At 76.7% G+C, this 22,718-nt stretch carries 18 protein-coding genes; 9 read left to right on the forward strand and 9 right to left on the reverse strand.

The annotated features are described in order from the left end of the window. Nucleotides 1-58 precede the first annotated feature (58 nt). Nucleotides 59-1,522 (reverse strand): AAA-type ATPase lid domain-containing protein, encoded by a 1,464-nt coding sequence (locus tag JD79_RS16915; protein WP_211308024.1) that lies wholly within the window; start codon nt 1,520-1,522, stop codon nt 59-61. A gap of 166 nt (nt 1,523-1,688) precedes the next feature. Here JD79_RS16915 and JD79_RS16920 point away from each other — a divergent pair, with 166 nt between their 5' ends. The 3 genes from JD79_RS16920 to JD79_RS16930 are packed head-to-tail and all read left to right on the forward strand — an operon-like array spanning nt 1,689 to nt 4,512. Then, the gene (locus JD79_RS16920) at nt 1,689-2,738 is read left to right on the forward strand and encodes an amidohydrolase family protein (protein ID WP_110006474.1); all 1,050 of its coding nucleotides are present in this window, start codon (nt 1,689-1,691) and stop codon (nt 2,736-2,738) included. Then, a complete protein-coding gene (locus JD79_RS16925; protein WP_110006475.1) occupies nt 2,735-3,490 on the forward strand; it encodes an iron-sulfur cluster assembly protein in 756 nt (251 codons plus the stop codon). The genes JD79_RS16920 and JD79_RS16925 overlap by 4 nt, the downstream gene beginning before the upstream one ends. After that, nucleotides 3,487-4,512, forward strand: a complete 1,026-nt coding sequence (locus JD79_RS16930; RefSeq protein WP_110006476.1) for an NAD(P)-dependent alcohol dehydrogenase — start codon at nt 3,487-3,489, stop codon at nt 4,510-4,512. The genes JD79_RS16925 and JD79_RS16930 overlap by 4 nt, the downstream gene beginning before the upstream one ends. Nucleotides 4,513-4,550: 38 nt before the next feature. Here the strand turns inward: JD79_RS16930 and JD79_RS16935 are convergent, their stop codons facing one another. Continuing rightward, nucleotides 4,551-4,904 (reverse strand): nuclear transport factor 2 family protein, encoded by a 354-nt coding sequence (locus JD79_RS16935; RefSeq protein WP_110006477.1) that lies wholly within the window; start codon nt 4,902-4,904, stop codon nt 4,551-4,553. Between the two features lie 73 nt (nt 4,905-4,977). Here JD79_RS16935 and JD79_RS16940 point away from each other — a divergent pair, with 73 nt between their 5' ends. The 5 genes from JD79_RS16940 to JD79_RS16960 all read left to right on the forward strand — a co-directional run bounded on the left by JD79_RS16940 (nt 4,978) and on the right by JD79_RS16960 (nt 10,691). Then, nucleotides 4,978-7,302 carry a transketolase-like TK C-terminal-containing protein gene (locus JD79_RS16940; protein ID WP_110006478.1) on the forward strand — a complete coding sequence of 775 codons (2,325 nt, stop codon included), beginning with the start codon at nt 4,978-4,980 and terminating at the stop codon, nt 7,300-7,302. A 2-nt stretch (nt 7,303-7,304) separates the two neighbouring features. Further along, nucleotides 7,305-8,309, forward strand: coding sequence for a zinc-dependent alcohol dehydrogenase (locus tag JD79_RS16945; RefSeq protein ID WP_110006479.1), 1,005 nt, complete (start codon nt 7,305-7,307; stop codon nt 8,307-8,309). A 53-nt stretch (nt 8,310-8,362) separates the two neighbouring features. Next, nucleotides 8,363-9,685 (forward strand): ATP-dependent 6-phosphofructokinase, encoded by a 1,323-nt coding sequence (locus JD79_RS16950; protein ID WP_110006480.1) that lies wholly within the window; start codon nt 8,363-8,365, stop codon nt 9,683-9,685. A gap of 18 nt (nt 9,686-9,703) precedes the next feature. Then, entirely contained in the window at nt 9,704-10,009 is a 306-nt protein-coding gene (locus tag JD79_RS16955) for an antibiotic biosynthesis monooxygenase family protein (RefSeq protein WP_110006481.1), read from the forward strand. Nucleotides 10,010-10,103: 94 nt separating this feature from the next. Further along, a complete protein-coding gene (locus tag JD79_RS16960) occupies nt 10,104-10,691 on the forward strand; it encodes a hypothetical protein (RefSeq protein ID WP_110006482.1) in 588 nt (195 codons plus the stop codon). 12 nt (nt 10,692-10,703) lie between these two features. On the opposite strand, the gene JD79_RS16965 is transcribed toward JD79_RS16960, so the two are convergent. Continuing rightward, nucleotides 10,704-11,990, reverse strand: coding sequence for a polysaccharide deacetylase family protein (locus tag JD79_RS16965; RefSeq protein ID WP_170149250.1), 1,287 nt, complete (start codon nt 11,988-11,990; stop codon nt 10,704-10,706). A gap of 774 nt (nt 11,991-12,764) precedes the next feature. Continuing rightward, nucleotides 12,765-15,494 (reverse strand): helix-turn-helix transcriptional regulator, encoded by a 2,730-nt coding sequence (locus JD79_RS16975; RefSeq protein WP_110006485.1) that lies wholly within the window; start codon nt 15,492-15,494, stop codon nt 12,765-12,767. A 158-nt stretch (nt 15,495-15,652) separates the two neighbouring features. On the opposite strand from JD79_RS16975, the gene JD79_RS16980 reads away from it, so the two are divergent. After that, nucleotides 15,653-16,102, forward strand: a complete 450-nt coding sequence (locus JD79_RS16980) for a hypothetical protein (protein WP_110006486.1) — start codon at nt 15,653-15,655, stop codon at nt 16,100-16,102. Between the two features lie 17 nt (nt 16,103-16,119). Here JD79_RS16980 and JD79_RS16985 read toward each other — a convergent pair whose 3' ends face one another. The 5 genes from JD79_RS16985 to JD79_RS17005 form a co-directional block, all read right to left on the reverse strand. Beyond that, nucleotides 16,120-17,235 carry a serine hydrolase domain-containing protein gene (locus JD79_RS16985; RefSeq protein ID WP_110006487.1) on the reverse strand — a complete coding sequence of 372 codons (1,116 nt, stop codon included), beginning with the start codon at nt 17,233-17,235 and terminating at the stop codon, nt 16,120-16,122. Beyond that, nucleotides 17,207-17,836, reverse strand: a complete 630-nt coding sequence (locus JD79_RS16990; protein WP_110006488.1) for a MarR family winged helix-turn-helix transcriptional regulator — start codon at nt 17,834-17,836, stop codon at nt 17,207-17,209. The genes JD79_RS16985 and JD79_RS16990 overlap by 29 nt, the downstream gene beginning before the upstream one ends. Beyond that, a complete protein-coding gene (locus JD79_RS24560) occupies nt 17,764-18,516 on the reverse strand; it encodes a molybdopterin-dependent oxidoreductase (protein WP_110006489.1) in 753 nt (250 codons plus the stop codon). Before JD79_RS24560 ends, JD79_RS16990 begins: the two co-directional genes overlap by 73 nt. Before the next feature lie 39 nt (nt 18,517-18,555). Further along, a complete protein-coding gene (locus JD79_RS17000) occupies nt 18,556-19,677 on the reverse strand; it encodes a flavin-containing monooxygenase (protein WP_110006490.1) in 1,122 nt (373 codons plus the stop codon). A 263-nt stretch (nt 19,678-19,940) separates the two neighbouring features. Further along, the gene (locus JD79_RS17005) at nt 19,941-22,655 is read right to left on the reverse strand and encodes a helix-turn-helix transcriptional regulator (protein ID WP_110006491.1); all 2,715 of its coding nucleotides are present in this window, start codon (nt 22,653-22,655) and stop codon (nt 19,941-19,943) included. Between the last annotated feature and the right edge of the window lie 63 nt (nt 22,656-22,718).

Raw genomic sequence — 22,718 nt, forward strand, 5'->3', positions numbered from 1 at the left:
GACCCCGGTGCCCCCGCGCCTCGCAGGCCCGGCGCGGGACCCTGCACCGGGGCCACCCTCAGCGGTCGGGAACCGTGATCTTGTACTGGGCGATCTTGCGGTAGAGCGTGGCGCGGCCGATGCCGAGCTCCTCGGCGACGCGGGTCATCGTCGTCCCCGGCTCGGTCAGGCACCGCACGATCTCGTCACGCTCGAGCCGTTCCAGCCGGGACAGCGCGCGGGTGCCGCCGTCGAGGACCTCCGGCGCGAGGTGGTGCACGTCGACGACGTCGGCCCGGGCGGCGGCCTCGCGCACCACGCGGCGCAGCTGGGCGACGTTGCCCGGCCACCCGTAGCCGGCCAGCGCCCGGGCCGCGCGCGGGGTGAAGGCGACCTCGCGGTGGCGTTCCTGCCGGGCGGTCCAGGCGGCCAGCGGCAGCACGTCGTCGGCGCGGGCCCGCAGCGGCGGGACCTCGACGACGGCGTCGACGAGGCGGGCGATCGGGTCGGGCAGGCCCGCGTACTCCGGCGCGGTGAGCACGAACGGCTGCGGCCGGCCGGTGCGGCGGACGGTGGCCAGCACCTGCGCCAGCTCCCCGGCGGCCCAGGCGGGGAGGCGGTGCAGCCCGGAGACGATCACGCAGGTGCCGGCGTCGCGCAGCTCCGGCGTCCACAGCTCCAGCCACGGGGCGACGTCGCCGGCCTCGGGGGCGCGCGCGTGCAGCAGCCGCTGGCGGCCGGACAGCCGCCGCCGGGCCAGCGCGGCCAGCGTCGCCTTGCCCGCCCCCTCCTCGCCGACGACGACGGTCACCCGGCCCGCGGACACCGCGACCGCCGCCCGGTCGACCGCCGCCCGCCAGCCGCCGGACACGCAGGGGTCGCCGTCGTCGGGCGCCAGGGACCCGCCGATCACCCGGAACACCTCGCCCCGCGGCGCCGGGCGGACCAGCCGGCCGCCGGTGCGCACCGCCATGAGCGCGCTGGTGGCGCTGGCCGCCGTCTGGGCCAGGCCCAGCAGCAGCTCGGAGGAGGAGTCCGACCAGGTGGTCAGGTTGATGCTGCCGGCCAGCTCGCCGGTGGCGGGCTCGAGCACGGGCGCGGCGGCGCAGGTGTAGCCGCGCAGGTCGGTGCACCAGTGGTCGGCGGCGCGCACCAGCGACGGCGCGCGGTCGGCCAGCGACAGGCCCAGGCCGTTGGTGCCGGCGTTGCGCTCGCTGTAGGAGAAGCCGGGCGCCAGGTGCACGCGGTCGAGGGCGCGGGAGATCGACGCGTCGTCGCCGAGGCGGGCGAGCACGAAGCCGGCGGGGTCGGCGACCATCAGGCTCACCGGCTCGTCGGCGATGGTCGACTGCAGGTCGGTGAGCACGCGGTGGGCGCACTCGTAGAGCAGCGACCCGGTGTCGGGCGTGCCGGTGAACACGGGCACGACCTCGTCGGCCGGGACGCCGTACCCCTGGCTGCGCCGCCACGACGCCCGCACCCGCGGCGCGGCGGCCGGCGCCGGATCGGGCAGCGGCTCCGGCGGGGGCACCAGGTCCTCCACGGTCGCCTCCCGGCTGTGGCGTGTGTCACGGCAATGTACGCGCCGGGGGAGCGGCCGCGGCGTCTCAAGGTGAGACAGCCGGACGGTTCTCGGGGTGCCCGGGCGGACCTAGCGTCGGCCAGCAGAGGTGACCCGCCTCACACCCGGAGCCGACGGAGGCCGACGGATGTACACCAAGGACGGCGAGCAGTACTACGTCGTGGACGCCCACATCGCCCTGTGGGACGCGCGGCCGGAGAACCAGCGCAACGTGCACGGCAGGCAGTTCATCGACTGCTTCTACGACTACCACCGCAACCTCAGCCCCGAGGCGGAGGTCTGGCCCTACGAGGAGTACCTCTACCAGGGCGGCGAGCGGCTGATGCGCGACGTCTTCGTCGACGGGATCGTCGACCACGCGGTCTTCCAGCCGGCGCGGCTCGCGGAGTTCTACCACCGCGGCTTCGGGCAGACCGAGGAGGCGTTCGCGCTCGCCCGGGCCCATCCGGACAAGCTCACCTACAACCACTACTGGGACCCGCGCGACGGCGAGAACGGCCTCGACGCGCTGCGCGCCGCCGCCGAGCGCATGCAGCTCAAGGGCGTGAAGCTCTACACCGCCGACTGGCACGGGGAGTCCCGCGGCTGGAAGCTCACCGACCCGATGGCCTCCCGCTACCTGGAGCTGTCGCAGGAGCTCGGCATCCGCAACGTCCACGTCCACAAGGGCCCGACGATCCGCCCGCTGGACCGCGACGCCTTCGACGTCGCCGACGTCGACCACGCGGCCACCGACTTCCCCGACCTGACGTTCGTGGTGGAGCACTGCGGCCTGCCCCGCCTGGAGGACTTCTGCTGGATCGCCACCCAGGAGCCCAACGTCGTCGCCGGTCTCGCCGTGGCCATCCCGTTCATCCACACCCGGCCGCGGTACTTCGCGCAGATCATGGGCGAGCTCCTCTACTGGCTCGGCGAGGACCGCATCCTGTTCTCCAGCGACTACGCGCTCTGGACGCCGAAGTGGCTGGTGGAGGAGTTCGTGGACTTCCAGATCCCCGAGGACATGAGCCCGGAGTACGCGCCGATCACCGTCGAGCAGAAGAAGAAGGTGCTCGGCCTCAACGCCGCCCGGCTCTACGACCTCCCCGTCCCCGAGCACCTGCGGCTGCCCGAGGCCGACGAGACCGAGACCGGCCCGCGCGAGCCGGCCGCGGCCGACCTCGCGGGCGCCCGGTGACCGCCGTCCTGCCCGACCTCGACGCCGGGGTGACCGAGCAGCGGGTCCGCGCCGCGCTCGGCACCGTGGTCGACCCCGAGCTGGACGAGCCGATCACCGACCTGGGGTTCGTCCGCTCGGTCGCCGTGGACGCCGGCACCGTCGAGGTGCACCTGCGCCTGCCCACCTCGTTCTGCGCGCCCAACTTCGCCTGGCTGATGGTCTCCGACGCCTCCGACGCGGTCTCCGCCGTCGCGGGGGTCGCGCGGGTGGTCGTCGAGCTCGACGACCACTCCGACTCCGACCTCGTCAACCGCGGCCTGGCCGCCGGGCTCGGCTACCGCGGCACCTTCGGCTCGGAGGCCGAGGAGTCGCTGGACGAGCTGCGGGCCACCTTCACCCGCAAGGCGCACACCGCCGCCATGGAGCGGGCGCTCACCGGCCTGCTCCGCGCCGACCCGTCGGCCGACGTCCGGGCGGTCACCCTCGGCGACCTCCCGCCCGACGCCGCCGCGGCGCTGCGCCGCCGGCGGGCCGCCGTCGGACTGCCGGTCGACGACGGCGCACCCGTGCTCGTCCGTGACGACGGCACCCGCCCCGGCCCCGCCGACGCCGCCCTGGTGCTGCGCCGCGCCCGGTCGGTGCGGATCTCCGTCGACGGCAACGCCCACTTCTGCCGCGGGCTGCTCACCACCCGCTATCCCGGGTCGGAGGCCGACCAGGTGCCCCGCCCCGACGACCGTCCCGTCCTGCCCCTGGAGGTCCTGCCGTGAAGGCCGTCCGCGTGCACGAGTACCACGCCGACCCCACGATCGACGACATCCCGGAACCGGAGATCCGGGGTCCCCTCGACGTCGTCGTCAGGATCGGCGGCGCCGGGGTGTGCCGCACCGACCTGCACATCCTCGAGGGCCAGTGGGCCGACCTGCAGAACCCCGACCTGCCCTACGTGATCGGGCACGAGAACGCCGGGTGGGTGCACGCGGTCGGGGAGGGGGTCACCAACGTCGCCGTCGGCGACACGGTGATCCTGCACCCGCAGCCCAGCTGCGGCCTGTGCCTGGCCTGCCGCGCCGGCCGGGACATGCAGTGCGAGCACGCCTTCTTCCCCGGGCTGTCGAACGACGACGGCGGCATGGCCGAGTACCTGCGCACCACCGCCCGCGCCTGCGTGAGGCTCGACCCGTCGACCGACCCGGCCGACGTCGCGGCGCTGGCCGACGCCGGCATCACCGCCTACCACGCCGTGCGCAAGGCCCTGCCGCTGCTGCACCCGGGCACCACGGCGGTCGTGCAGGGCGCCGGCGGCCTCGGCCACATCGGCGTCCAGTGCCTGGCCGCGCTGTCGGCCACCCGGGTCGTCGTCGTCGACCGCAACCCCGAGGCACTCGAGCTCGCCCGGCAGATCGGCGCGGACGAGACCGTGGTGGCCGACGGCGACCAGGTGCGGGCCGTCCAGGAGCTGACCGGCGGGGGTGCGGACGTCGTCTTCGACTTCGTCGCCGAGCAGGGTGCCGAGACGGACGCCTGGCACATGACCGGCCCGGCCGGCTCGCTCTACGTCATCGGCTACGGCGGCGAGCTGCGGATCCCGACGCTGGAGTTCGTCGCCGCGGAGAAGAACGTCGTCGGCAACATCGTCGGCACCTACACCGACCTGGCCGAGCTGATGGTGCTCGCGCAGGCCGGGAAGGTCACCCTGCACACCCGGCAGTACCCGCTCGACCGGGCCGTGGACGCGCTGCGGGACCTCGACGCCGGGAAGGTCCGGGGCCGCGCGATCCTCGTGCCCTGAGCCGGCGCGGCCCCGGCCCGTCCCGGCCGGGGTCGCGTCTACCGCTCGGTGTCCATGCGCTGCACGAGGTCGCCGCTGAACCGGTACACGTGCCGGACGGTCTCCCGTGACAGGACCGTGCCGCCCGGGTCCCGCACGGTCATGGCCACGGTGACCGCCACCGAGCCGTCGGGGCGCTCCTCGAACCCGGTCGGCCGCAGCAGGGGGCGGATCTGCGCCCACTGGCGCTCCCAGTAGCCGCGCACCTCCTCGTGCCCGGAGAGCCGGCCGCCCTCCCAGCCGTTGGGCCAGTCGACGTCGGGGGCCATGGCGGCCAGAACCGCGTCCACGTCGCGGGCGGTGAAGGCCGCGTACAGCGAGCGCAGCCGGTCGGCGCGGTCCGGTGGGGTCATGGGTCGGGTCCTCTCGCGACGGCGGTCCGGGCACCCGCCATCCTGGTGCCCCACCCGCCCGACAGGAGAGACCATGACGCTCGCCGCCCCGCGGCACCCCGCCACCGCCGCCGACGACGCCGCGCTGCGCGAGATCGAGCAGCGCGTGCTGTGGCTGGCCACGGCGGTCGTCGACCACGCCAACCGGGTGCGCCCGAACCCGGGCGGGCTCAAGGTCGGCGGCCACCAGGCCTCCAGCGCGTCGATGGTGACGATCATGACGGCGCTGTGGCTGGAGCAGTTGCGGGCCGACGACCGGGTGTCGGTGAAGCCGCACGCCTCGCCGGTGCTGCACGCGCTGGAGTTCCTGCTCGGGCAGCTCGACGCCTCCTGGCTGACCACGCTGCGCGCGTTCGGCGGGCTGCAGTCCTATCCCTCGCGGCTGAAGGACCCCGTGCCGGCGGACTACTCGACCGGCTCGGTCGGCATCGGGGCGACCGCGCCGATCTGGGGCGCGCTGGCGCGCCGCTACGTCAACACCCAGTTCGGCACCGGCGGCACGGGACGGCAGTGGTCGCTGGTCGGCGACGCCGAGCTCGACGAGGGCGCGGTGTGGGAGGCCGTGCTCGACCCGATGGTCGCCGAGCTCGGCGAGGTGAACTGGATCGTCGACCTCAACCGGCAGTCGCTGGACCGCGTCGTCCCCACCATGGGCGCGACCCGGCTGCAGGGGATGTTCACCGCCGCCGGCTGGCAGGTGCTCACCGTCAAGTACGGCGCGCTGCTGGAGGAGCTGTTCACCCGGCCCGGCGGCGCGCAGCTGCGGGACCGCATCGACGGCATGGGCAACGCCGAGTACCAGCGGCTGCTGCGGCGCACGGCCGAGGAGGTCCGCCGCGAGCTGCCGGGGGAGGGGCCCGGCGCCGGGGCGATCGCCGCGCTCGTCGCCGGGGTCTCCGACGCCGACCTGCTCGCCGCGGTGCGCAACCTCGGCGGCCACGACCTCGGCGCGCTGCGCGAGGCCTTCTCGCGGATCGACGACACCCGCCCCACCGTCGTGATCGCCTATACGCTCAAGGGCTACGGGCTGGCCACCGAGGGGCACCCGCAGAACCACTCGGCGCTGCTCACCGAGGCGCAGCTGGGCGAGCTGGCCGAGCGGGTCGGCGTCGACCCCGCCCGGCCGTGGGCCGGCTTCCCGGCCGGCAGCCGCCCCGCGGAGCTGCTGGCCGCGGCCGCCGCGCGGCTGCGGCGCCCGGCGCCCGAGGACCGGCCCGCGCCGCCCGTGCCGGCCGACCTGGGCCGCACGCCGTCGGGCACCGCCACCACGCAGGCGGCGCTGGGCCGCACGCTGCTCGACCTCAGCCGCGCCGCGCCGGAGGTGGGCCGGCGGGTGGTCACCGTCAGCCCCGACGTGTCCAGCTCGACCAACCTCGGCGGCTGGGTGAACAAGGTCGGCGTCTGGTCGCACGAGGACCGGCGCAACTGGTTCGCCGACGACCCCGAGACGATCCTGCACTGGCGGGAGCGGCCCTCGGGCCAGCACGTGGAGCTCGGCATCGCCGAGACCAACCTGGTCGGCGCCATCGGGGAGCTGGGCGCCACGTGGTCACGGTGGGGTCAGCCGCTGCTGCCGGTCGGCGTCCTCTACGACCCGTTCGTGGGGCGGGCGCTGGAACCCTGGTCGTTCACCATCTACGCCGGCGGGCAGTCGCTGCTGGTCGGGACGCCGTCGGGCGTGACGCTGGCGCCCGAGGGCGGCGCGCACCAGTCGATCACCACGCCGTCGATCGGGCTCGAGCAGCCCGGCTGCCTGTCCTACGAGCCGGCGTTCGCCCTCGACACCGAGTGGGTGCTGCTCGCCGCGCTCGGGCAGATGGGCCGCCCCGGCGGGTCCTCGGCCTACGTGCGGCTGTCCACCCGGCCGGTCGACCAGGCGCTGGCCGCCGTCCCCGCCGACCCGGCCGCACGGGAGCGGCGGCGCCGCCAGGTGGTGGCCGGCGCCTATCCGCTGCGCCGGGTGCCGCGCCCGGCGGTCACCCTCGCCGCGATGGGCGCGCTCGTCCCCGAGGCGCTGGCCGCCGCCGAGCGGCTCGACGGGCTCGGGTTCCCCGCCGACGTCGTCGTCGTCACCAGCCCCGGGCTGCTGTTCCGGGCGCTGCAGGCACGCCGCGGCCTGGACGAGGCCGCGCCGTGGGTGCTCGACGCCGCGCTGCCCGCCGACCGGGCCACGCCGCTGGTCACCGTCCTCGACGGGCACCCGCACACGCTGGCCTTCCTCGCCGGCGTGCGCGGGGTGCCGGCCGCGCACCTGGGCGTCACCCGCTTCGGGCAGTCCGGCGACCTCGACAGCGTGTACCGCTCCCACGGCCTCGACGTCGACTCGCTGGTCGGCGCGGCGCTCGACCTCGTCGACTGACGGTGCGCGCGTTCGTCGTCACCGGGCCAGGCGAGGGCGGGGTGCAGGAGGTGCCCGACCCCGTGGCGGCCCCGGGGGAGGTGGTCGTCGACGTCGAGCGGGCCGGCGTGTGCGGCACCGACGTCGAGTTCTGGACCGGCGAGATGGCCTACCTGCACCAGGGGCACGCCGCCTACCCGGTGCGGCTCGGGCACGAGTGGGCCGGCACCGTCACCGCGGTGGGGGAGGGCGTGGACCCCTCCTGGACCGGCCGGCGGGTCACCGGCGACACGATGCTGGGCGAGGGCAGCTGCCGCCGCTGCCGGCGCGGGCAGCAGCACGTCTGCGCGCAGCGGCAGGAGGTGGGCATCCGCGGCGGCCGCCCGGGGGCGCTGGCCGAGCGGCTCGCCGTGCCGGCGAGGTCGCTGCACGCCCTGCCCGGCGCCGTCGACCCCGTCCTCGGCGCGCTGGTCGAGCCCGGCGGCAACGCGCTGCGGGCGGCGCGGGCCACCGGCGCGGGGCCGGGCGACCGGGCGCTGGTGGTCGGCCCCGGCACGATCGGCCTGCTGACGGCGATGTTCCTGCGGGCCGCCGGCGCGGAGGTGCACCTGCTGGGCGTCACCGCGCCGTCGCTCGCCTTCGCCCGGGACCTGGGGTTCGCCGCCTCCGACGTCCCGCCGGACCTCCCGCTCGACGCCGTCGTCGACGCCTCGAGCGACCCCGCCGCCCCGGCGCGGGCGCTGGACCTCGTGGAGCCGGGCGGCCGGGTGGTCTACATCGGGCTGGCCGGGGTCCCGAGCACGGTGGACACCCGGGCGCTGGTGCTCGGCGACGTCACCGCGGTGGGCGTCCTGTCCGCCTCCCCCGGGCTCGCCGACACGGTGGCCGCGTACGCCGCCGGCGACGTCGACCCGCGGCCGCTGGTGGCCGCCACCGTGGGCCTCGCGCAGGTGGGCGCGGTGCTCGGCGGGCGGCGGCCCGAGGGCGCCGGGCCGGGACCCAAGGTGCAGGTCGACATGACGACCTGACGACCGGGGTGCCGCGCGCAGCGGCGAGGTCCTCGTGTGGGAGCGTTTCCCCCGTGATCGGACACGAGGACCTCGCCGTGCGGACGCTGGGGCCCTGCCGCATCGACTCGCCGCTGGCCGAGCGGCTGGCCGCCCGGGAGACGACGCAGCACTCGGTGGTGGAGGACGACCGCATCCTCTTCGACGACACGCTCTCCATGGCCGGGGTCCGCGGCGTCCCGGTCGGGCAGCTGCCCAGTCTCGAGCCCGGCGGCCCGCGCCAGCGCATCTACTTCGACCCGGCCAAGACGCGGGTCGGCATCGTCACCTGCGGCGGGCTGTGCCCGGGCCTCAACGACGTCATCCGCGGGCTGGTGCTCGAGCTGTGCCGCCACTACGGCGTGCGCCGGATCGTCGGCTTCCGCAACGGCTACCGCGGCTTCATCCCGCACTACGGCGAGGACGTCGTCGACCTCTCGCCCGAGGTCGTCCAGCACATCGACGACGAGGGCGGCACGATCCTCGGCACCTCGCGCGGGATGCAGGACCCCGAGGAGATCGTCGACGCGCTCGAGCGGCTGGCGATCAACATCCTGTTCGTCATCGGCGGCGACGGGACGATCCGCGGCGCGATGGAGGTCGTGCGGGTCATCGGCGAGCGCGGGCTGAAGATCGCCGTCGTCGGCGTGCCGAAGACGATCGACAACGACATCCCCTACATCGACCAGAGCTTCGGCTTCCAGACGGCGATGTCGGAGGCGACGAAGTCCATCCACGCCGCGAGCGTGGAGGCGCGGTCGGCGCCCGGCGGCGTCGGGCTGGTCAAGCTCATGGGCCGGCACTCGGGCTTCATCGCCTGCTACTCGACGCTGGCCAAGGACGACGCCGACTACGTGCTCATCCCGGAGGTGCCCTTCGCCCTGCAGGGGGAGGGCGGCTTCCTCGAGCACCTGCGGCGCCGGGTGGAGGACCGCGGGCACGCGGTCGTCGTGGTGGCCGAGGGCGCCGGTCAGGAGCACATCGAGGAGCACGAGCCCGGCCGCGACGCCTCGGGGAACGTCCGCCTCGGCGACATCGGCCGGCTGATGCGCCGGCTGATCACCGAGCACCTCGACGACGCCAAGGTCGAGAACAACGTCCGCTACTTTGACCCGAGCTACGCCATCCGCAGCGTGCCGGCCAACCCCTACGACAGCGCCTACTGCCTGCGGCTCGCGCACGCCGCCGTGCACGCGGCGATGGCCGGGCGCACCGAGGTGATCGTGGCGCGGCGGCGGCGGCGGTTCGTGCACATCCCGATGGCGCTGGCGGTCAGCCGCCGCAACCACGTCGACCCGCTGGGCGACCTGTGGATGTCGGTGCTCGAGGCGACCGGGCAGCCCGTCCGGTTCGAGTAGCCGGCGGGGGCGGCGGCGGTGTTCCTGCGCATCTGGACCTACGGGGTCCTCCCGGACGCGCTGAACCGCTTCGTCGCCGCCTACGGGCCGGACGGGGAGTGGGCGCGGCTGTTCGCCCGGGCCGACGGCTTCCTCGGCACGGAGCTGTTCCGCGACGCGGGCGGGGGGACCCGCTTCGTCACGGTCGACCGGTGGCGCGACGAGGCGGACTGGACGGCGTTCCTCGCGCGGTGGGCGCAGGACTACCGGACCCTCGACGGTCGGCTCGCCCCCCTGACCGGGGGGCAGGCGCTGCTGTTCGAGGGGGCGTCCCCGGGCCGGTGAGGGCCCGCGCTCCGGGAACGCGGCGCGGAGGTCTTCGGTCGGCAGGTCCCGAGGACCAGCGTGCGCCGCCACCGCCGTCTCGCGAGGTGATCCGATGACGCGTCGCCTGCGCACCTCCGTGGTCGCCACCGCTGCCTGCCTCGCGCTGGGTCCGCCCAGTGCTCAGGCGGCTCCTCCGGAACGGGTCGAGAACACCGTCCTCGACCCGGCGGAGACCGTGGAGGACGAGTTCCTCACGGAGGCGTGCGGCGTCCCGGTGACCAGCTCGGCCCGCGGCCACGTCCGGCTCACGCTGCTCTTCGACAGGTCGGGCGAGATCTCCCGCGTCGTCGCCCACCCGAGCTCCACGAACACCCTCACCAGCCCGTACGGGACCCTGACCACGTCCGACCGTGGCATGGACAGGACCACGTTCAACGCGGACGGGACGGTCACCGTCTTCGGGACGGGCGTCCACCCGGAGGTCGCGGGCGGAGCGCATGCCATCGGTCTGGAGGTGCTGACCCTCGACGGCGGGACCGGGGAGCTGCTCGACGCCGAGTACCACGGCCGCTTCGACGTGGTGGAGCCGGAGATCGTCCCCCACATCTGCGATCGCCTCGGGCCGGCCCGAGGGGGCATCCCGGCCGTCCCACGGCTCGATCGGCACGTCCTCCGGCGTCGACCGCTCCGTGTCCGGTGACGGCGTGGGTGGTCAGCCGCCCCGGTACACGCCGCCCGGCTCGACGGCACCGAGCAGCTGCGGAACGGTCACCAGGGTGTAACCCCGGGCGCGCAGGGCGTCGATGATCCCGGGCACGGCCTCGACGGTCGTCGGGTGGATGTCGTGCATCAGGACGATCCCCCCGGGGTGGGCCCCCTCGAGTGCGCGCCGGGTGGTGGTCGCGACGTCCCGGTTGAGCCAGTCCTGGGTGTCGACGTCCCACAGCACCTGCGCGTAGCCGAGCCCGCCGACCACCTCGCCGACGCGCGCGTCGGTCTCCCCGTAGGGCGGGCGCATAAGGTCGGTGGTCACCCCGGCGCCGCGCAGTGCCGCCGTGGTCCGGTCGACCTCGTCGGCGATCTGCCCGGCGGTGAGCAGCGGCAGGTGGGGGTGGCTCCAGGTGTGGCTGCCGAGCGCGTGTCCCTCCCGCGCCGCGCGGCGGACCAGGTCGGGCATGGCGGCGACGCTGCCACCGAGGACGAAGAAGGTGGCGGGGACGCCGGCGTCGGCCAGCTCGTCGAGCAGGTCGGCCGTGTACGGGCCGGGACCGTCGTCGAAGGTGAGCGCGATGCAGGCCAGCCGCGTGCAGTCGACGGCGCCGCCCGCGGCGGCCGGCGTGTCCGGCGGCTCGGCGGGGACACCGCGGAACCCGTCGGCATCCAGCGCCGCGTCCCGGACCCGTCGCCCGGGGCCGGACAGGACGTCGTCGGCATCGGCGGCCGGGACGCGGACGGCGACGGCGTCGAGGGTGCGCAGTCCGGCCTCCTGCCGGTCCAGGACGACGGTGAGCGACCCGTCGCCGCCGAAGCGCACGTCGGAGGCGACGACGGCGGGGTCCGGCGGCTCGCCGGCGAGGTCGGCCTCGCCGAGCGCCGCGGTCACCCACCCGGCCAGCCGCTCCGGGTCGGCGACCAGCTCGGCGGCGGTCCACGTCTCCCCGGAGGCGACGTCGGTGTAGACGCTGGTCGTCGTCGTGGTCGTCCCGTGCGGCGCGCCTCCGGTGTAGCTGCGCGACGTCACGCGCACGCCGAGCACGTCACCGGTCGCCTGGACCAGTCCCCAGCCGACGGTGAGCACGTTGACCCCGTCGTCGCGGCGGGCCGCCTCGTACCGCCGGACCTCGGCGTCGACCAGCGCGGTCAGCACCTGACCGAGGGAGTCGACCCCGGTGAGGGTGACCGTCGCGATCCCGCGCTGGTCGTCGGGCTGCAGGACCGTCTCCTGGTGCGGGACGAGGCCGGCGACCGACGAGCCGTCGCCCACCGGCGGGACGTCCACGACCTCCGCACCGGCTCCCGCACCGGCTCCCGCACCGACTCCCGCACCGACTCCCGCACCGGCTCCCGCACCGATCTCCGCACCGACCCCCGTGCCGACGTCCGCAGCGCCTCCGGCGCCGACCGCCGTGCCCCCTGCAGCGCCGACGTCCGCCACCGACGGGGACGCCGCCGAGGACGGGCCCTCCGTGGCCGGTGGACCGCCCGCCGACGGGCCGGCCGAGGAGACCGCCCCGGGGGCCGCGTCGGTCCAGCCGGTCGCGGCCGGGCCGCACGCGGTCAGCACCAGCAGGCAGGCGACGGGCACGATGCAACGACGAGCGGTTCGGGTAGGCACTCGGTTCCCCCTGCGGAGCTGCCCCGATGTCGGCGGGGCATGCGTCGGACTCCCTGCGCCACCCCGTCACGCGTCCGCGGATGATCACACGGTGAGTCGGTGCACAGCCGGCATCCGGCCGTGCCGGTGATCACGATCCGGTCGCGCTCCGGCGTGTCCTGCCGTCGGCGCCGGCGCGTCGTCCGGCACGGCACCCGTCGCGGGGACGTCGAGCCGGCGACCGAGCGGGCCTCGCAGGACGACGCGCCCTGCGACGTCTGCGGTGGCGTCGGCGTCCTCGCAGGACGCGTCCTCGCGGTCCGTGCTGACCAGCCCGTCCGGGCGGGCCCGCGGGTGTGCACACGGCGGACGGGTCCCACGCGCCGGGCCAGGGTCCCGGCGCGGGCGGTCGTCACGGCGGGATCCGCGACGGGTCGGTGGCCGGCCACCGTCCGCCGGCTACGCGTCCAGGGGCAGCGCGTCCAGGGGCAGCGCGTCGAGGGGCAGCGCGGCGAGCTCGGCGCGGGAGGAGACGCCGAGCTTGGCGAAGACGTTCCGCAGGTGGAACTCGACGGTGCGGGGGCTGAGGAACAGCTGGGCGGCGACGTCCCGGGTCGGCAGCCCCTGCCGGACCAGGACGGTGACCTGGCGTTCCTGCGGGCTCAGGTCTGTCGCGGTGGACACGTCGCGACGACGGGCGGTCTCGCCGGACGCGCGCAGCTCGGCCGCGGCGCGTGCGGCGTAGGAGACCGCGCCGAGGTCGTCGAAGAGGCCCAGCGCGGCGCGCAGGTGCTCGCGGGCGTCGACCCGGCGGCGCGCGCGGCGCAGGAACTCACCGAGGGCCAGCTCGGTGCGGGCCCGGTCGGGGAGGCGCAGCGAGCCCGCATGGGCGGTCAGGGCACGGCGGAGGTGCTCCTCGGCGGCGGGACCCTCGGCGAGCAGGGCGCGGCCGTGCTCGGCGACCGCGACCGCGGCCGGGGCGCCGGTGCCGGCGGCGAAGGCGGCCAGCTCCTCCACCCACGCGCGGGCGACGTCGTCCCGGCCGGCTTGGACGGCGACCTCCAGGCAGTCGATCGCCGCGAGCCGACGGATCGTGGGCTCCGTGATCTGCACCAGGTGGTGCAGGGCGGTCGCCGACTGCCGGCCGGCCCGCACTCCTCGCGCCCAGTGCAGCAGGTCGACGACGACGGTGTCGGTGACCCCACCCTGGTGCGCCTGCCGGATGGCCGCGGCCTCGGCGACCTGGCGCTCGGCGGCGTCGTCCCCACGCCGGGCCGAGAGCAGGGCGAGCTGGGCGGTGGGCAGCGCGGTCATCCCGGCCCGGCCGGTACCCGCCGCCAGTCGCAGCGCCTCGGTGGCGGCGCTGGTCGCCTCCGCCCAGGCGCCCACGGCGATCTGGAACTGCGCACCGCGGGTCAGGGCGTACTCGACGAGGTCCAGCGCTCCGGCGCGGCGGGCGGCGGTCAGCAGCCGCTCGTGCAGCCGCAGCCCGCGCTCGTCGTCGCCGATCACGAGGGCGGCGATGCCCAGGTTGCGCTGCACGTGATCGGGGACGAACTCGGTCCCGGTCAGCGCGAACGCCTCGCGGAAGGAACCCGCGGCGGCGGTCCAGTCCCGGCGGGCCGCGGCGAGGAACCCGCGCAGCAGGGCCGCCGCGGCCCGAACACGGGCCGGGGCGTCCGGCGCCGGCACGGGCATCAGCGCACCCGGGTCCACCGCGCGCGGCGACCGCGCTCCGAACACCGCCAGCGTGGACGCGACCACCGCCAGCTGCCGCGCCAGCGCCGGGTCGACGCCGCTGGCGGCCTGGGCGGCCTGCAGGACGAGGTCGTAGCCGTCGTCGAGGGACCCGGTGGTCCACTCGATCTGCCCCTGCAGGGCCAGCAACTGCGCTCGCAGCGGTGGATCGGTCACCCCGGCCCCGGCGGCGGTCGCCAGCGCCGCCGCCCGCCACGGGTGCGCACCCGACCAGGCGGCGGACGCGGCCAGGTACAACCGCCGCCCCCGGGCCTCCGAGCCGCTGGTGAGCTCGGCGGCGCGGGCCCACGCGGCGGCGGCCGCCTCGTGGCCTCCCCGGGCCGCGGCGCGCTCGGCGACCGCGTCGAGGGCGGCGACGACCGCCTCGTCCGGCCGGTCGGCGGCGGCCGCCAGGTGCCAGGCACGCCGGTCCAGGTCGGCGGCGAGCACGTCGGCCAGCGCGCGGTGCACGGCGCGTCGCTGCGCGCTGGTCGCCGCCCGGTAGACCGCGGAGCGCACCAGCGGGTGGTGGAGCGACAGCCCGGTCCCCTCGACGCGCACCAGCCCGGCACGCTCGACCTCGTCGAGGGCGTCACCGGCATCGAGGTGCCGGGCGGCGTCGACGACGACGGGCAGCCGGGAGGTGTCGTCGGCCGCGGCCACCAGGAGGAACCGCTGGGCCGCGGCGGTCAGCCGGCGGCAGCGGTCCAGGAACCCCCGCTCGACGCCGCCGGTCAGCGGCAGCGGCGCCGGCAGCGGCGCCCGCCCGGCCAGCTGGTCGCCGGTGAGGACACCGGCCAGCTCGACCAGCGCGAGCGGGTTGCCGCCGGTGGCGGTGACCAGGTGGTCACGGACCGCCGGGTCGATCTCGCGGGCGCCGAGCAGCGTGTCGGCGTCCTCGCCGCCGACGCCACCGAGGACGACGGTGGGCAGGTCCCCGGCGTCGAGGTCGTGGACGTCGCCGTCGCGGGCGGCGAACAGCAGCGCCACGCGTTCGGCCTGCAGCCGGCGGGCGGCGAACAGCAGTGCCGCAGCCGACGCGTCGTCCAGCCAGTGCGCGTCGTCGACGACCACCAGGACGGGCGACTCCTCGGCCGCGTCGGCCAGCAGGCTCAGCACGCCGAGGAACGCGAGGAACCGGTCACCGTCGCCTGCGGCCTCGCCCAGCGCCGCGCGCAGGGCGGTCCGCTGTGGCGCCGGCAGCGCCGGCAGGCGTGCGCGCAGGGGCCGGAGCAGCCGCTGGAGGGCAGCGAACGCCAGCGGGGACTCCGACTCCACGCCCTGCGTGCGCACCACGGTCATGCCCGCCGCGGACCCGACGGCGTCGGCCAGCAGGGTCGACTTGCCGGACCCGGCCACGCCGCGGACCACGAGTGCCCCGCCGCGCGCGGACCCGGCGGCGTCGAGCAGCGCCGCGATCGCCGCGCGTTCGGCCTCGCGCCCGGCCAACACGGCGCCGACCGTACCGGCCCCCGGTGCCCCGGCTCCGCTCGCCGATCCCGGCGGGGAACCCGGTGGGAACACCGTCCCGAACCCCCACCGCGGCGTCCAGGCTCCACGTCGACCGGCTCGCCTCCGCCGGCCGGCGCCGACTCTCCTCGGGACACCTCATGACGGGCACTGCATCGAGCACCTCCGCCACCGGCACCCGCGGGGGCCTGCGCACACCGGCGGCCTGGGGTGCGGTCGCCGGCGGCGTCCAGGCCGCCTCACCGCTGGCCTTCCCCTGGCTGGACACCACGACCGTCCACGCCCTCGGGCTCACCCTCATCGCCGCCGTCTACATCGGCTTCGCCGTCGCCGACGGGCGCCGGCACGTCCTCGTCGCCGAGGTGGCCGTCGCCTCGGTCTTCGTGCTCCTCGCCGCCGCCGCGGTGCGCGGATCCGCCTGGCTGATCGTCGTCGGGCTGGTCGGTCACGGGCTGAAGGACGTGTGGCAGCACCGCACGCAGTTCGTGGCCGGCACCCGCTGGTGGCCGCCGTTCTGCGCCGTCGTCGACGGGGTCGCCGCCGTGCTCGTCGCCGCCGCGCTCGTGGCCGGCCTCGCCGTTCCGGGATGAACGCGGCCGCCAGGGGGTCACGCGGTGAAGGCGGTCACCAGCGCGGACACCAGTGCGGAGTGGCCGTACGCGCGGGTGGTGTTGGCCATGACCACCACCCCCAGGCCCAGGTCCGGGTACAGCCGCATCGCGTTCCAGAACCCGCCGCCGGTGCCCCAGTGCTCGACGAAGGCGGGTCGGGCGTCCCGGTCCGCGGGCCTGCGGAACCAGCCCAGTCCCAGGTCGAACGGCCGGCCCGGGGTGGTGATGGTGCGCATCGCGCGCGCGGTCTCCGGGGTGAGGACCCGGTTGCCCTCGACGACTCCGTCGGCCAGGTGGAGCCGGAGCAGCCGGGCGGCGTCCGGTGCGGTCCCGATCAGCCCGCCGTAGCCGGCACCGGCCACCCGGAACGGTCGCAGCGCCACCTGGCCGCCGTGTCGCTCGCCGACGAGCCCGCCCGGCAGCGCGGCCCGCAGCGCGGGGACCAGCGGACGAGGCAGGCGGACGTGGCCGCTGGCGTGGTCCGCCCCCGGACGGTGGGTGTAGCCGGTGGCGGTCATGCCGGCCGGGACCAGCACCGCGCGCCGCACGTGGTCGGTGAACGGCTCGCCGGAGGCGTGGGCGATGGCCTCCGCGAGGACGAGGTAGCCGAGGTTCGAGTAGCGCGCGGGCCCGCCCGGAGGCCGCGTCGGGTGGCCGTGCCGGGCCAGCAACCGCCGGGTGGCGGTGTGGACGTCGCCGTCGGGAGCGTCGGCGGGCAGCACCCAGCGGACCGGCAGCGGGTTGGGCGCCCCGGCCGTGTGGTCGAGCAACTGCCGCACCCGGGGCAGCTCCCCGGAGCGGGTCGCGAAGGCGGGGACCAGCTCGCGGACCGGGGCGTCGAGGTCGAGGCGGCCCTCGTCGGCCAGCCGCATCGCCGCGGTGGCGGTGGCGATCTTGGACATGGAGAACCACGGGTAGCCGGTGTCGACGGTGGCCGGGCGCCGGGTGCTCAGGTCGGCGTGTCCGAAGCCCTCGGCGAACAGCAGCCGGTCGGCGTCGGTCACGGCGACGGTCAGGCCGGGCACGTGGTGGCGGGCCATGAGGTCGGTGACGGTGGCGCGGGCCCGGTCGAGGGCGGCGGGGTCAGCGGGCCGGGTGCGGGTCGGGGACATGGCGGGTGCCTTCCTGACGTCGGGACCGGATGAAGCCGATGTAGGCCCGGACGTGTGCCTCCTCGCCGGCGGTCAGCGGCGGGCCGTCGTAGGAGAGCCCGGGCGGACCCTCGAGCGGGGCGGCGGGCACGGTGTAGGGCCGTGGGTCGAGGCCACCGACCTCGCGCAGTGCCGTGTCGAGGCGCTGCAGGGCGGCGCGCTGCCGGGGCTCGTCGGGGCCCAGGGCGGCGGCCAGTGTCCGGGTGGCGGCGAAGAAGGCGTCGGCGGTCCGCGTGTGCGCGTCCTCGCCGGCCGGGGTCAGGGCGAGCAGCCGGGATCGTCCGTCCGCCGGGTTGGGGCGCTGCTCGACGTGTCCGCGCTGCTGCAGCCGGCGGACCAGTGTCGACACCGTCGTCGGGCGCATCGCGGTCCAGCGGACCACCTGGCTCGGGGTGACCGGCCCGAACCGGCGCAGCAGCGAGTAGAAGCCGAAGTCCTCGCCGGACAGCCCTCCGGTGACGGTGAGGACGTCGTCCAGCGCCCCGGAGATCAGGTGGTTGACGAGCCACAGGTCGAACAGCACCGACATCTCCGGCGTGCTGCCCGGGGGGAGCTCGGCCATGGCCGGATACTACGGAACCGCACCAAGATGTGGCAAGGACGTACCAACCGGGTCACGCGGCGACACCGCGCACCGCCCACCGGGCACGGGTGAGGGCCTCCGCGGCCGGCCGCGGATCGCCGGGCCGACGGCACCGCCGCCGACGTGGACCGGAACGGTGTGGATGCCGCGGACCCGTGGGGGACCGGTGTCGTGGAGGTGGTCTCCTCCTGCCACTCCCCGGTCGTGGTGCGGCGGCGCACACGGAGCTCGCGCCGGCCCGGAGCGGCCTGCCAGGTGGCCGACCACGGGCGCCAGGCGTCCGGGCCGAGGTCGGGACCGAGGGTGGCGTCGGTCCACGGTCCGCCGTCGACCTGCAGTTGCACGCGGTCGACCCCGACCGGCGGCGCCCGGGCGCCGCCGCGGACGGGAACCTCGCCGGGCGCGAGGTGACCGCGGGCACCGGGGACGTCGATCCGGGAGGCCGGGTGCACCGGGTGGGTGCCGTCGGCCGAGCCGCGCGACCCCCGGTGCGACGGCGGCGGTGTCGCGGTGACGGCGAGCCGCCGCAGCCACGTGAGGTTGCCGTCCTGTCCGTGCCGGCAGGAGACGAGCAGCCGGGCGGGGCTGCCGTGCTCGCGGGGCAGGGGCTGCCTGGCCATGCCGACGGCGAGGAACCCGTGGGCCCGGGCGGCCGCCACGGGGAGCTCCTCGGGGTGGTCGGGGCGGGCGCCCGGGCCTCACACCGGTGAGGTCGCCCGGGTCGCCGGCGCGCGACCGGACACGCCGGTGGAACCGGCGCCGACGGTCAGCCGGGCGGCCAGTGCCTCCGCGTCGGCGCCCACGAAGCCGAGCAGCGCGGATCCGCGGCAGGTCTGCCAGGGGAGGCCGAGGACGTGCAGGCCGGGGACGTCGGTGGTCCCGGCGGTGTGGCGGACCTGCCCGTCGACGACGACGCCGGGCACGTGCAGCCAGGAGTGGTCGGGGCGGTAGCCGGTGGCCCACACGACCGCGACGACGTCGACGGTGCTGCCGTCGGCGAAGCGGGCGGTGCGGCCGGTGAGGCCGGTCAGCCGCGGCCGGAAGTCGACGCCGCGGCGGCGCAGGTCGCGGCTGCGGCTGCCGATCACCAGGTCGCCGCGGGCGCGCAGCCGGCGGGCGATGCGGCTGGAGCTCGGCACGGTGAAGAACCGCACCGCCGACAGCCAGGAGAACAGGTCGCGGCCGGCGATGCGCTGGGGCAGCTCGGTCGGCCGGGTGCCGACGGCGACGGTGACCGGCTGGGTGGCGGCCAGCTCGGCGGCGACCTGCAGGCCGGAGTTGGCCGCGCCGACCACGAGCACGCGACCTCCGCCGGGCAGCTGGGCCGGGTTGCGGTACCCGGCGGTGTGGACCTGCGGCACGTCCGGGTCGAGCCCGCCGGCGATGGCGGGGACGTGCGGGGTCTGGAACGGGCCGGTGGCGACCACGACCTGCCGGGCGCGCAGCGTCCCGGTGGGGGTGGTGGCAGTGAAGGTGCCGTCGGCGTCGCGGTGCAGCCGCAGCACGGGGGTGTCCAGCCGCACCGGCAGGGCGAAGTGGGCGGCGTACGCGGCGAGGTAGTCGGCGACGTCGTCCTTGCCCGGGTGGGTGTCGGCGGGGGCCGGGAACGGCAGGCCGGGCAGCGAGTCGTACTGGGCGGGGCTGAACAGCCGGAGCGAGTCCCACCGGGTCCGCCAGGAGTGGCCGATCTCCGGCCCGGCGTCGACCAGCAGGAAGTCCGCGCCGCGGCGGGCGAGGTGGGGACCGAGGGCGAGTCCGGCCTGGCCGGCGCCGATGACGAGGACGTCGAGGAGGCGGTCGGTGGACGAGGTGGTCGGCATGGCTTTCTCCAGGGAGCAGGGGAGCGGAGGGGCGGGGTCAGCGGCCACACGAGGCCCGCGGTGCGCAGGACGGTGGCGGGGCACGGGCCGGCGACCAGGCACGTCTCGGCGTGCCGGCGCCGCACCACCCGACCGAGACGGTGCTGGTCACCGGGGCTCCTCCGTCCGTGCGGGTCTGCAGCGGACGCTAGGAGCCGGCCGTCGGGGTCACGCCGGTGGAACCGCCAGGTCGGTCACCGGGGACCTGACCGGGCCGCCCGGGATCAGAGGTCCAGCGGGAGGGCCGTGAGCTCGGTGCGGGAGCTGACGCCGAGCTTGCTGAACACGTTGCGCAGGTGGAAGTCGACCGTGCGGGGGCTGACGAACAGCTGCGCGGCGACGTCGCGGTTGGACAGGCCCTGCCGGACGAGGGCGGCGACCTGCCGCTCCTGGGCGGTGAGGTCGGTGGCGGTGGACACGTCGCGGCGGCGGGCGGTCTCGCCGGACGCGCGCAGCTCCTGGGCGGCCCGTTCGGCCCACGGGGTGGCGCCGAGGTCCTCGAACAGGACCAGCGCGGTGCGCAGGTGCTCGCGGGCGTCGACCCGCCGCCGGGCCCGGCGCAGGTGCTCGCCGTAGGCGAGTTCGGTGCGGGCCCGGTCGGGCAGCCGCAGGGAGGCCGCGTGCGCGGCCAGGGCACGCCGGAAGTGCGCCTCCGCCTCCCCGTCGCCGGCGAGCAGCGCGTGCCCGTGCTCCACGACGGCGACCGCGGCCGGCGCGCCGGTGCCGGCGGCGAAGTCCTCGAGCTCCGCCAGCCAGGCGCGCAGGAGATCGGCGCGGTCGGCACGGGCCGCCGTCTCCAGGCGGTCGATCGCCGCCATCCGGCGCAGCCGGGGACTGGCGATCTGCGCCAGGTGGTGCAGCGCGGTGGCGGGTCGGCCGGCGGCGCGCAGGCCGCGCGCCCAGTGCGCCATGTCCACGACGAGGAAGTCGGAGATGCCGACCGGGTGCGCCTCCCGCACGGCGGTCACCTCGGCCAGGTGACGGTCCACGCCGTCGTCCCCGCGCATCGCCGCCACGAGGGCGAGCTCCGCGATCGGCAGCGCCGTCAGCCCGACATGACCCGTGGCAGCGGTCAGCGGCAACGCCTCGGCCGCCGCGGCCGCGGCCTTCCCCCACGCTCCGGTCGCGATCTGCACCGGGGCGCCACGGGTGAGGGCGTGTTCGACCATGCTGAGCGCGCCCGCGCGTCGGGCACCGGTCAGCTGCTGCTCGTGCAGCCGCAGGTCCCGCTCGTCGTCGTCGACCAGCCAGGTCGCGACGCCGAGGTTCGGCTGCAGCACGTGGTCGTCGACCGGGTCGTCGTCGGTGAGGGCGAAGGCGCACCGGAACGACTCGGCGGCCGCCGCCCAGTCGCCGCGGTCAGCGGCGAGGAAGCCGCGCATCAGGGCTCGCGCGGCCCGCACGCGCGGCGCGGCATCCGGCTCCGGCGCGGGCACGAGCGTCACGAGGTCGACGGCGCGCGCCGACCGCGCCCCGCAGGCCGACAGCGACGCGGCCAGCATCGCCAACTCCTGCGCCATCGCCCGGTCCACGCCCGCGGCGACCTCCGCGGCCCGCAGGACGAGGTCGTGGCCGTCGTCGAGGGAGCGCGTGTTCCACTCCAGCTGTCCCTGCAGGAGGAGCAGGCGCGCCCGCACCCGCGGATCGAGCGCCTCGGCCTCGGCCGCCGTGGCCAGGGCCGCCGCCCGGGAGGGGTGGGCACCCGACCAGGCCGACGACGCGGCCAGGTACAGCCGCCGCCCGCGGGCCTCCCCGCCAGGGGTGAGCTCGGCGGCGCGGGCCCACGCGTCGGCCGCGGCCTCGTGGCCTCCCCGGGCCGCGGCGCGCTCGGCGACCGCGTCGAGGGCGGCGACGACCGCCTCGTCCGGCCGGTCGGCGGCGGCGGCCAGGTGCCAGGCGCGGCGGTCGGCGTCGGTGCCGACCGCCGCAGCCAGCGCGCGGTGTGCCGCGCGGCGCCGCGCACTGGTCGCCGCCCGGTAGACCGCGGAGCGCACCAGGGGGTGGTACAGGGTGAGCGCGTCCCCGTCGACGGTGAGCAGCCCGGCGCGCTCGACCTCGTCGAGGGCGTCGTCCCCGGCTCCGAGACGCTCGGCGGCGTCGCGCACCACGGCCAACCGGCCGGTGTCGTCGGCCGCGGCCACCAGCAGGAACCGCTGGGCCGACTCCCCGAGGCGCCGGTACCGGTCCAGGAACCCCCGCTCCACCCCGCCGGTCGACGGCAGCTGCGCGGGCAGCGGGGCCCGGCCGGCCAGGGAGGCGGCCGTGAGCACCCCGGCCAGCTCGACCAGGGCGAGGGGGTTCCCGCCCGTGGCCGCCACCAGCCGGTCGCGCACCTCCGGGTCGATCGCACCACCGGCCCGCGCGCGCAGCACCGCGTCGGCGTCCGCCCCGGCCACGCCGCCGAGGACGACGGTGGGCAGGTCGGGCGCGTCGAAGCTGCGCGTGTCGCCGTCGCGGGCGGCGAAGAGCACCGCGACCCGCTCCACCTGGAGACGGCGCGCGGCGAACAGCAGGGCCGCGGCCGAGGCGTCGTCGAGCCAGTGGGCGTCGTCGACGACGGCCAGCACGGGGGTGCGCTCGGCGGCGTCGGCGAGGAGGCTCAGCGTGCCGAGGAACGCGAGGAACCGCTCTCCCTCCCCGGCGGCCTCGCCGAGTGCGGCGGCCAGGGCCGCACGCTGTGGCGCAGGCAGCGCGGTGAGTCGGGAACGCAGCGGCCACAGCAGCCGCTGCAGTGCGGCGAACGCCAGGGGCGACTCCGACTCCACCCCCGAGGTGCGCAGCACCGTCATGTCGGAGGCGTTCGCGACGGCGTCGGCCAGCAGTGTCGACTTGCCGGCCCCGGCCACGCCGCGGACCACCAGCGCGCCCCCGGTCCCGGCGCGTGCGCCGTCGAGCAGGATGGCGACAGCCGCGCGTTCGGGATCCCGTCCGACCAGCACGGAGCTCGACGCTACCCATCCGTCGTGGCGGCGGGCCGGGCTCCTCACGGGCTCCCCAGGCGG

The organism is Geodermatophilus normandii, assembly GCF_003182485.1.
Classification (GTDB): Bacteria; Actinomycetota; Actinomycetes; order Mycobacteriales; family Geodermatophilaceae; genus Geodermatophilus; species Geodermatophilus normandii.

Coding starts and splice junctions, on each gene's coding strand:
- JD79_RS16920 (WP_110006474.1), top strand. CDS start 1,689: ATGTACACCAAGGACGGCGAGCAGTACTACGTCGTGGACGCCCACATC.
- JD79_RS16935 (WP_110006477.1), bottom strand. CDS start 4,904: ATGACCCCACCGGACCGCGCCGACCGGCTGCGCTCGCTGTACGCGGCC.
- JD79_RS16940 (WP_110006478.1), top strand. CDS start 4,978: ATGACGCTCGCCGCCCCGCGGCACCCCGCCACCGCCGCCGACGACGCC.
- JD79_RS16960 (WP_110006482.1), top strand. CDS start 10,104: ATGACGCGTCGCCTGCGCACCTCCGTGGTCGCCACCGCTGCCTGCCTC.
- JD79_RS16980 (WP_110006486.1), top strand. CDS start 15,653: ATGACGGGCACTGCATCGAGCACCTCCGCCACCGGCACCCGCGGGGGC.
- JD79_RS16985 (WP_110006487.1), bottom strand. CDS start 17,235: ATGTCCCCGACCCGCACCCGGCCCGCTGACCCCGCCGCCCTCGACCGG.
- JD79_RS16990 (WP_110006488.1), bottom strand. CDS start 17,836: ATGGCCGAGCTCCCCCCGGGCAGCACGCCGGAGATGTCGGTGCTGTTC.
- JD79_RS17000 (WP_110006490.1), bottom strand. CDS start 19,677: ATGCCGACCACCTCGTCCACCGACCGCCTCCTCGACGTCCTCGTCATC.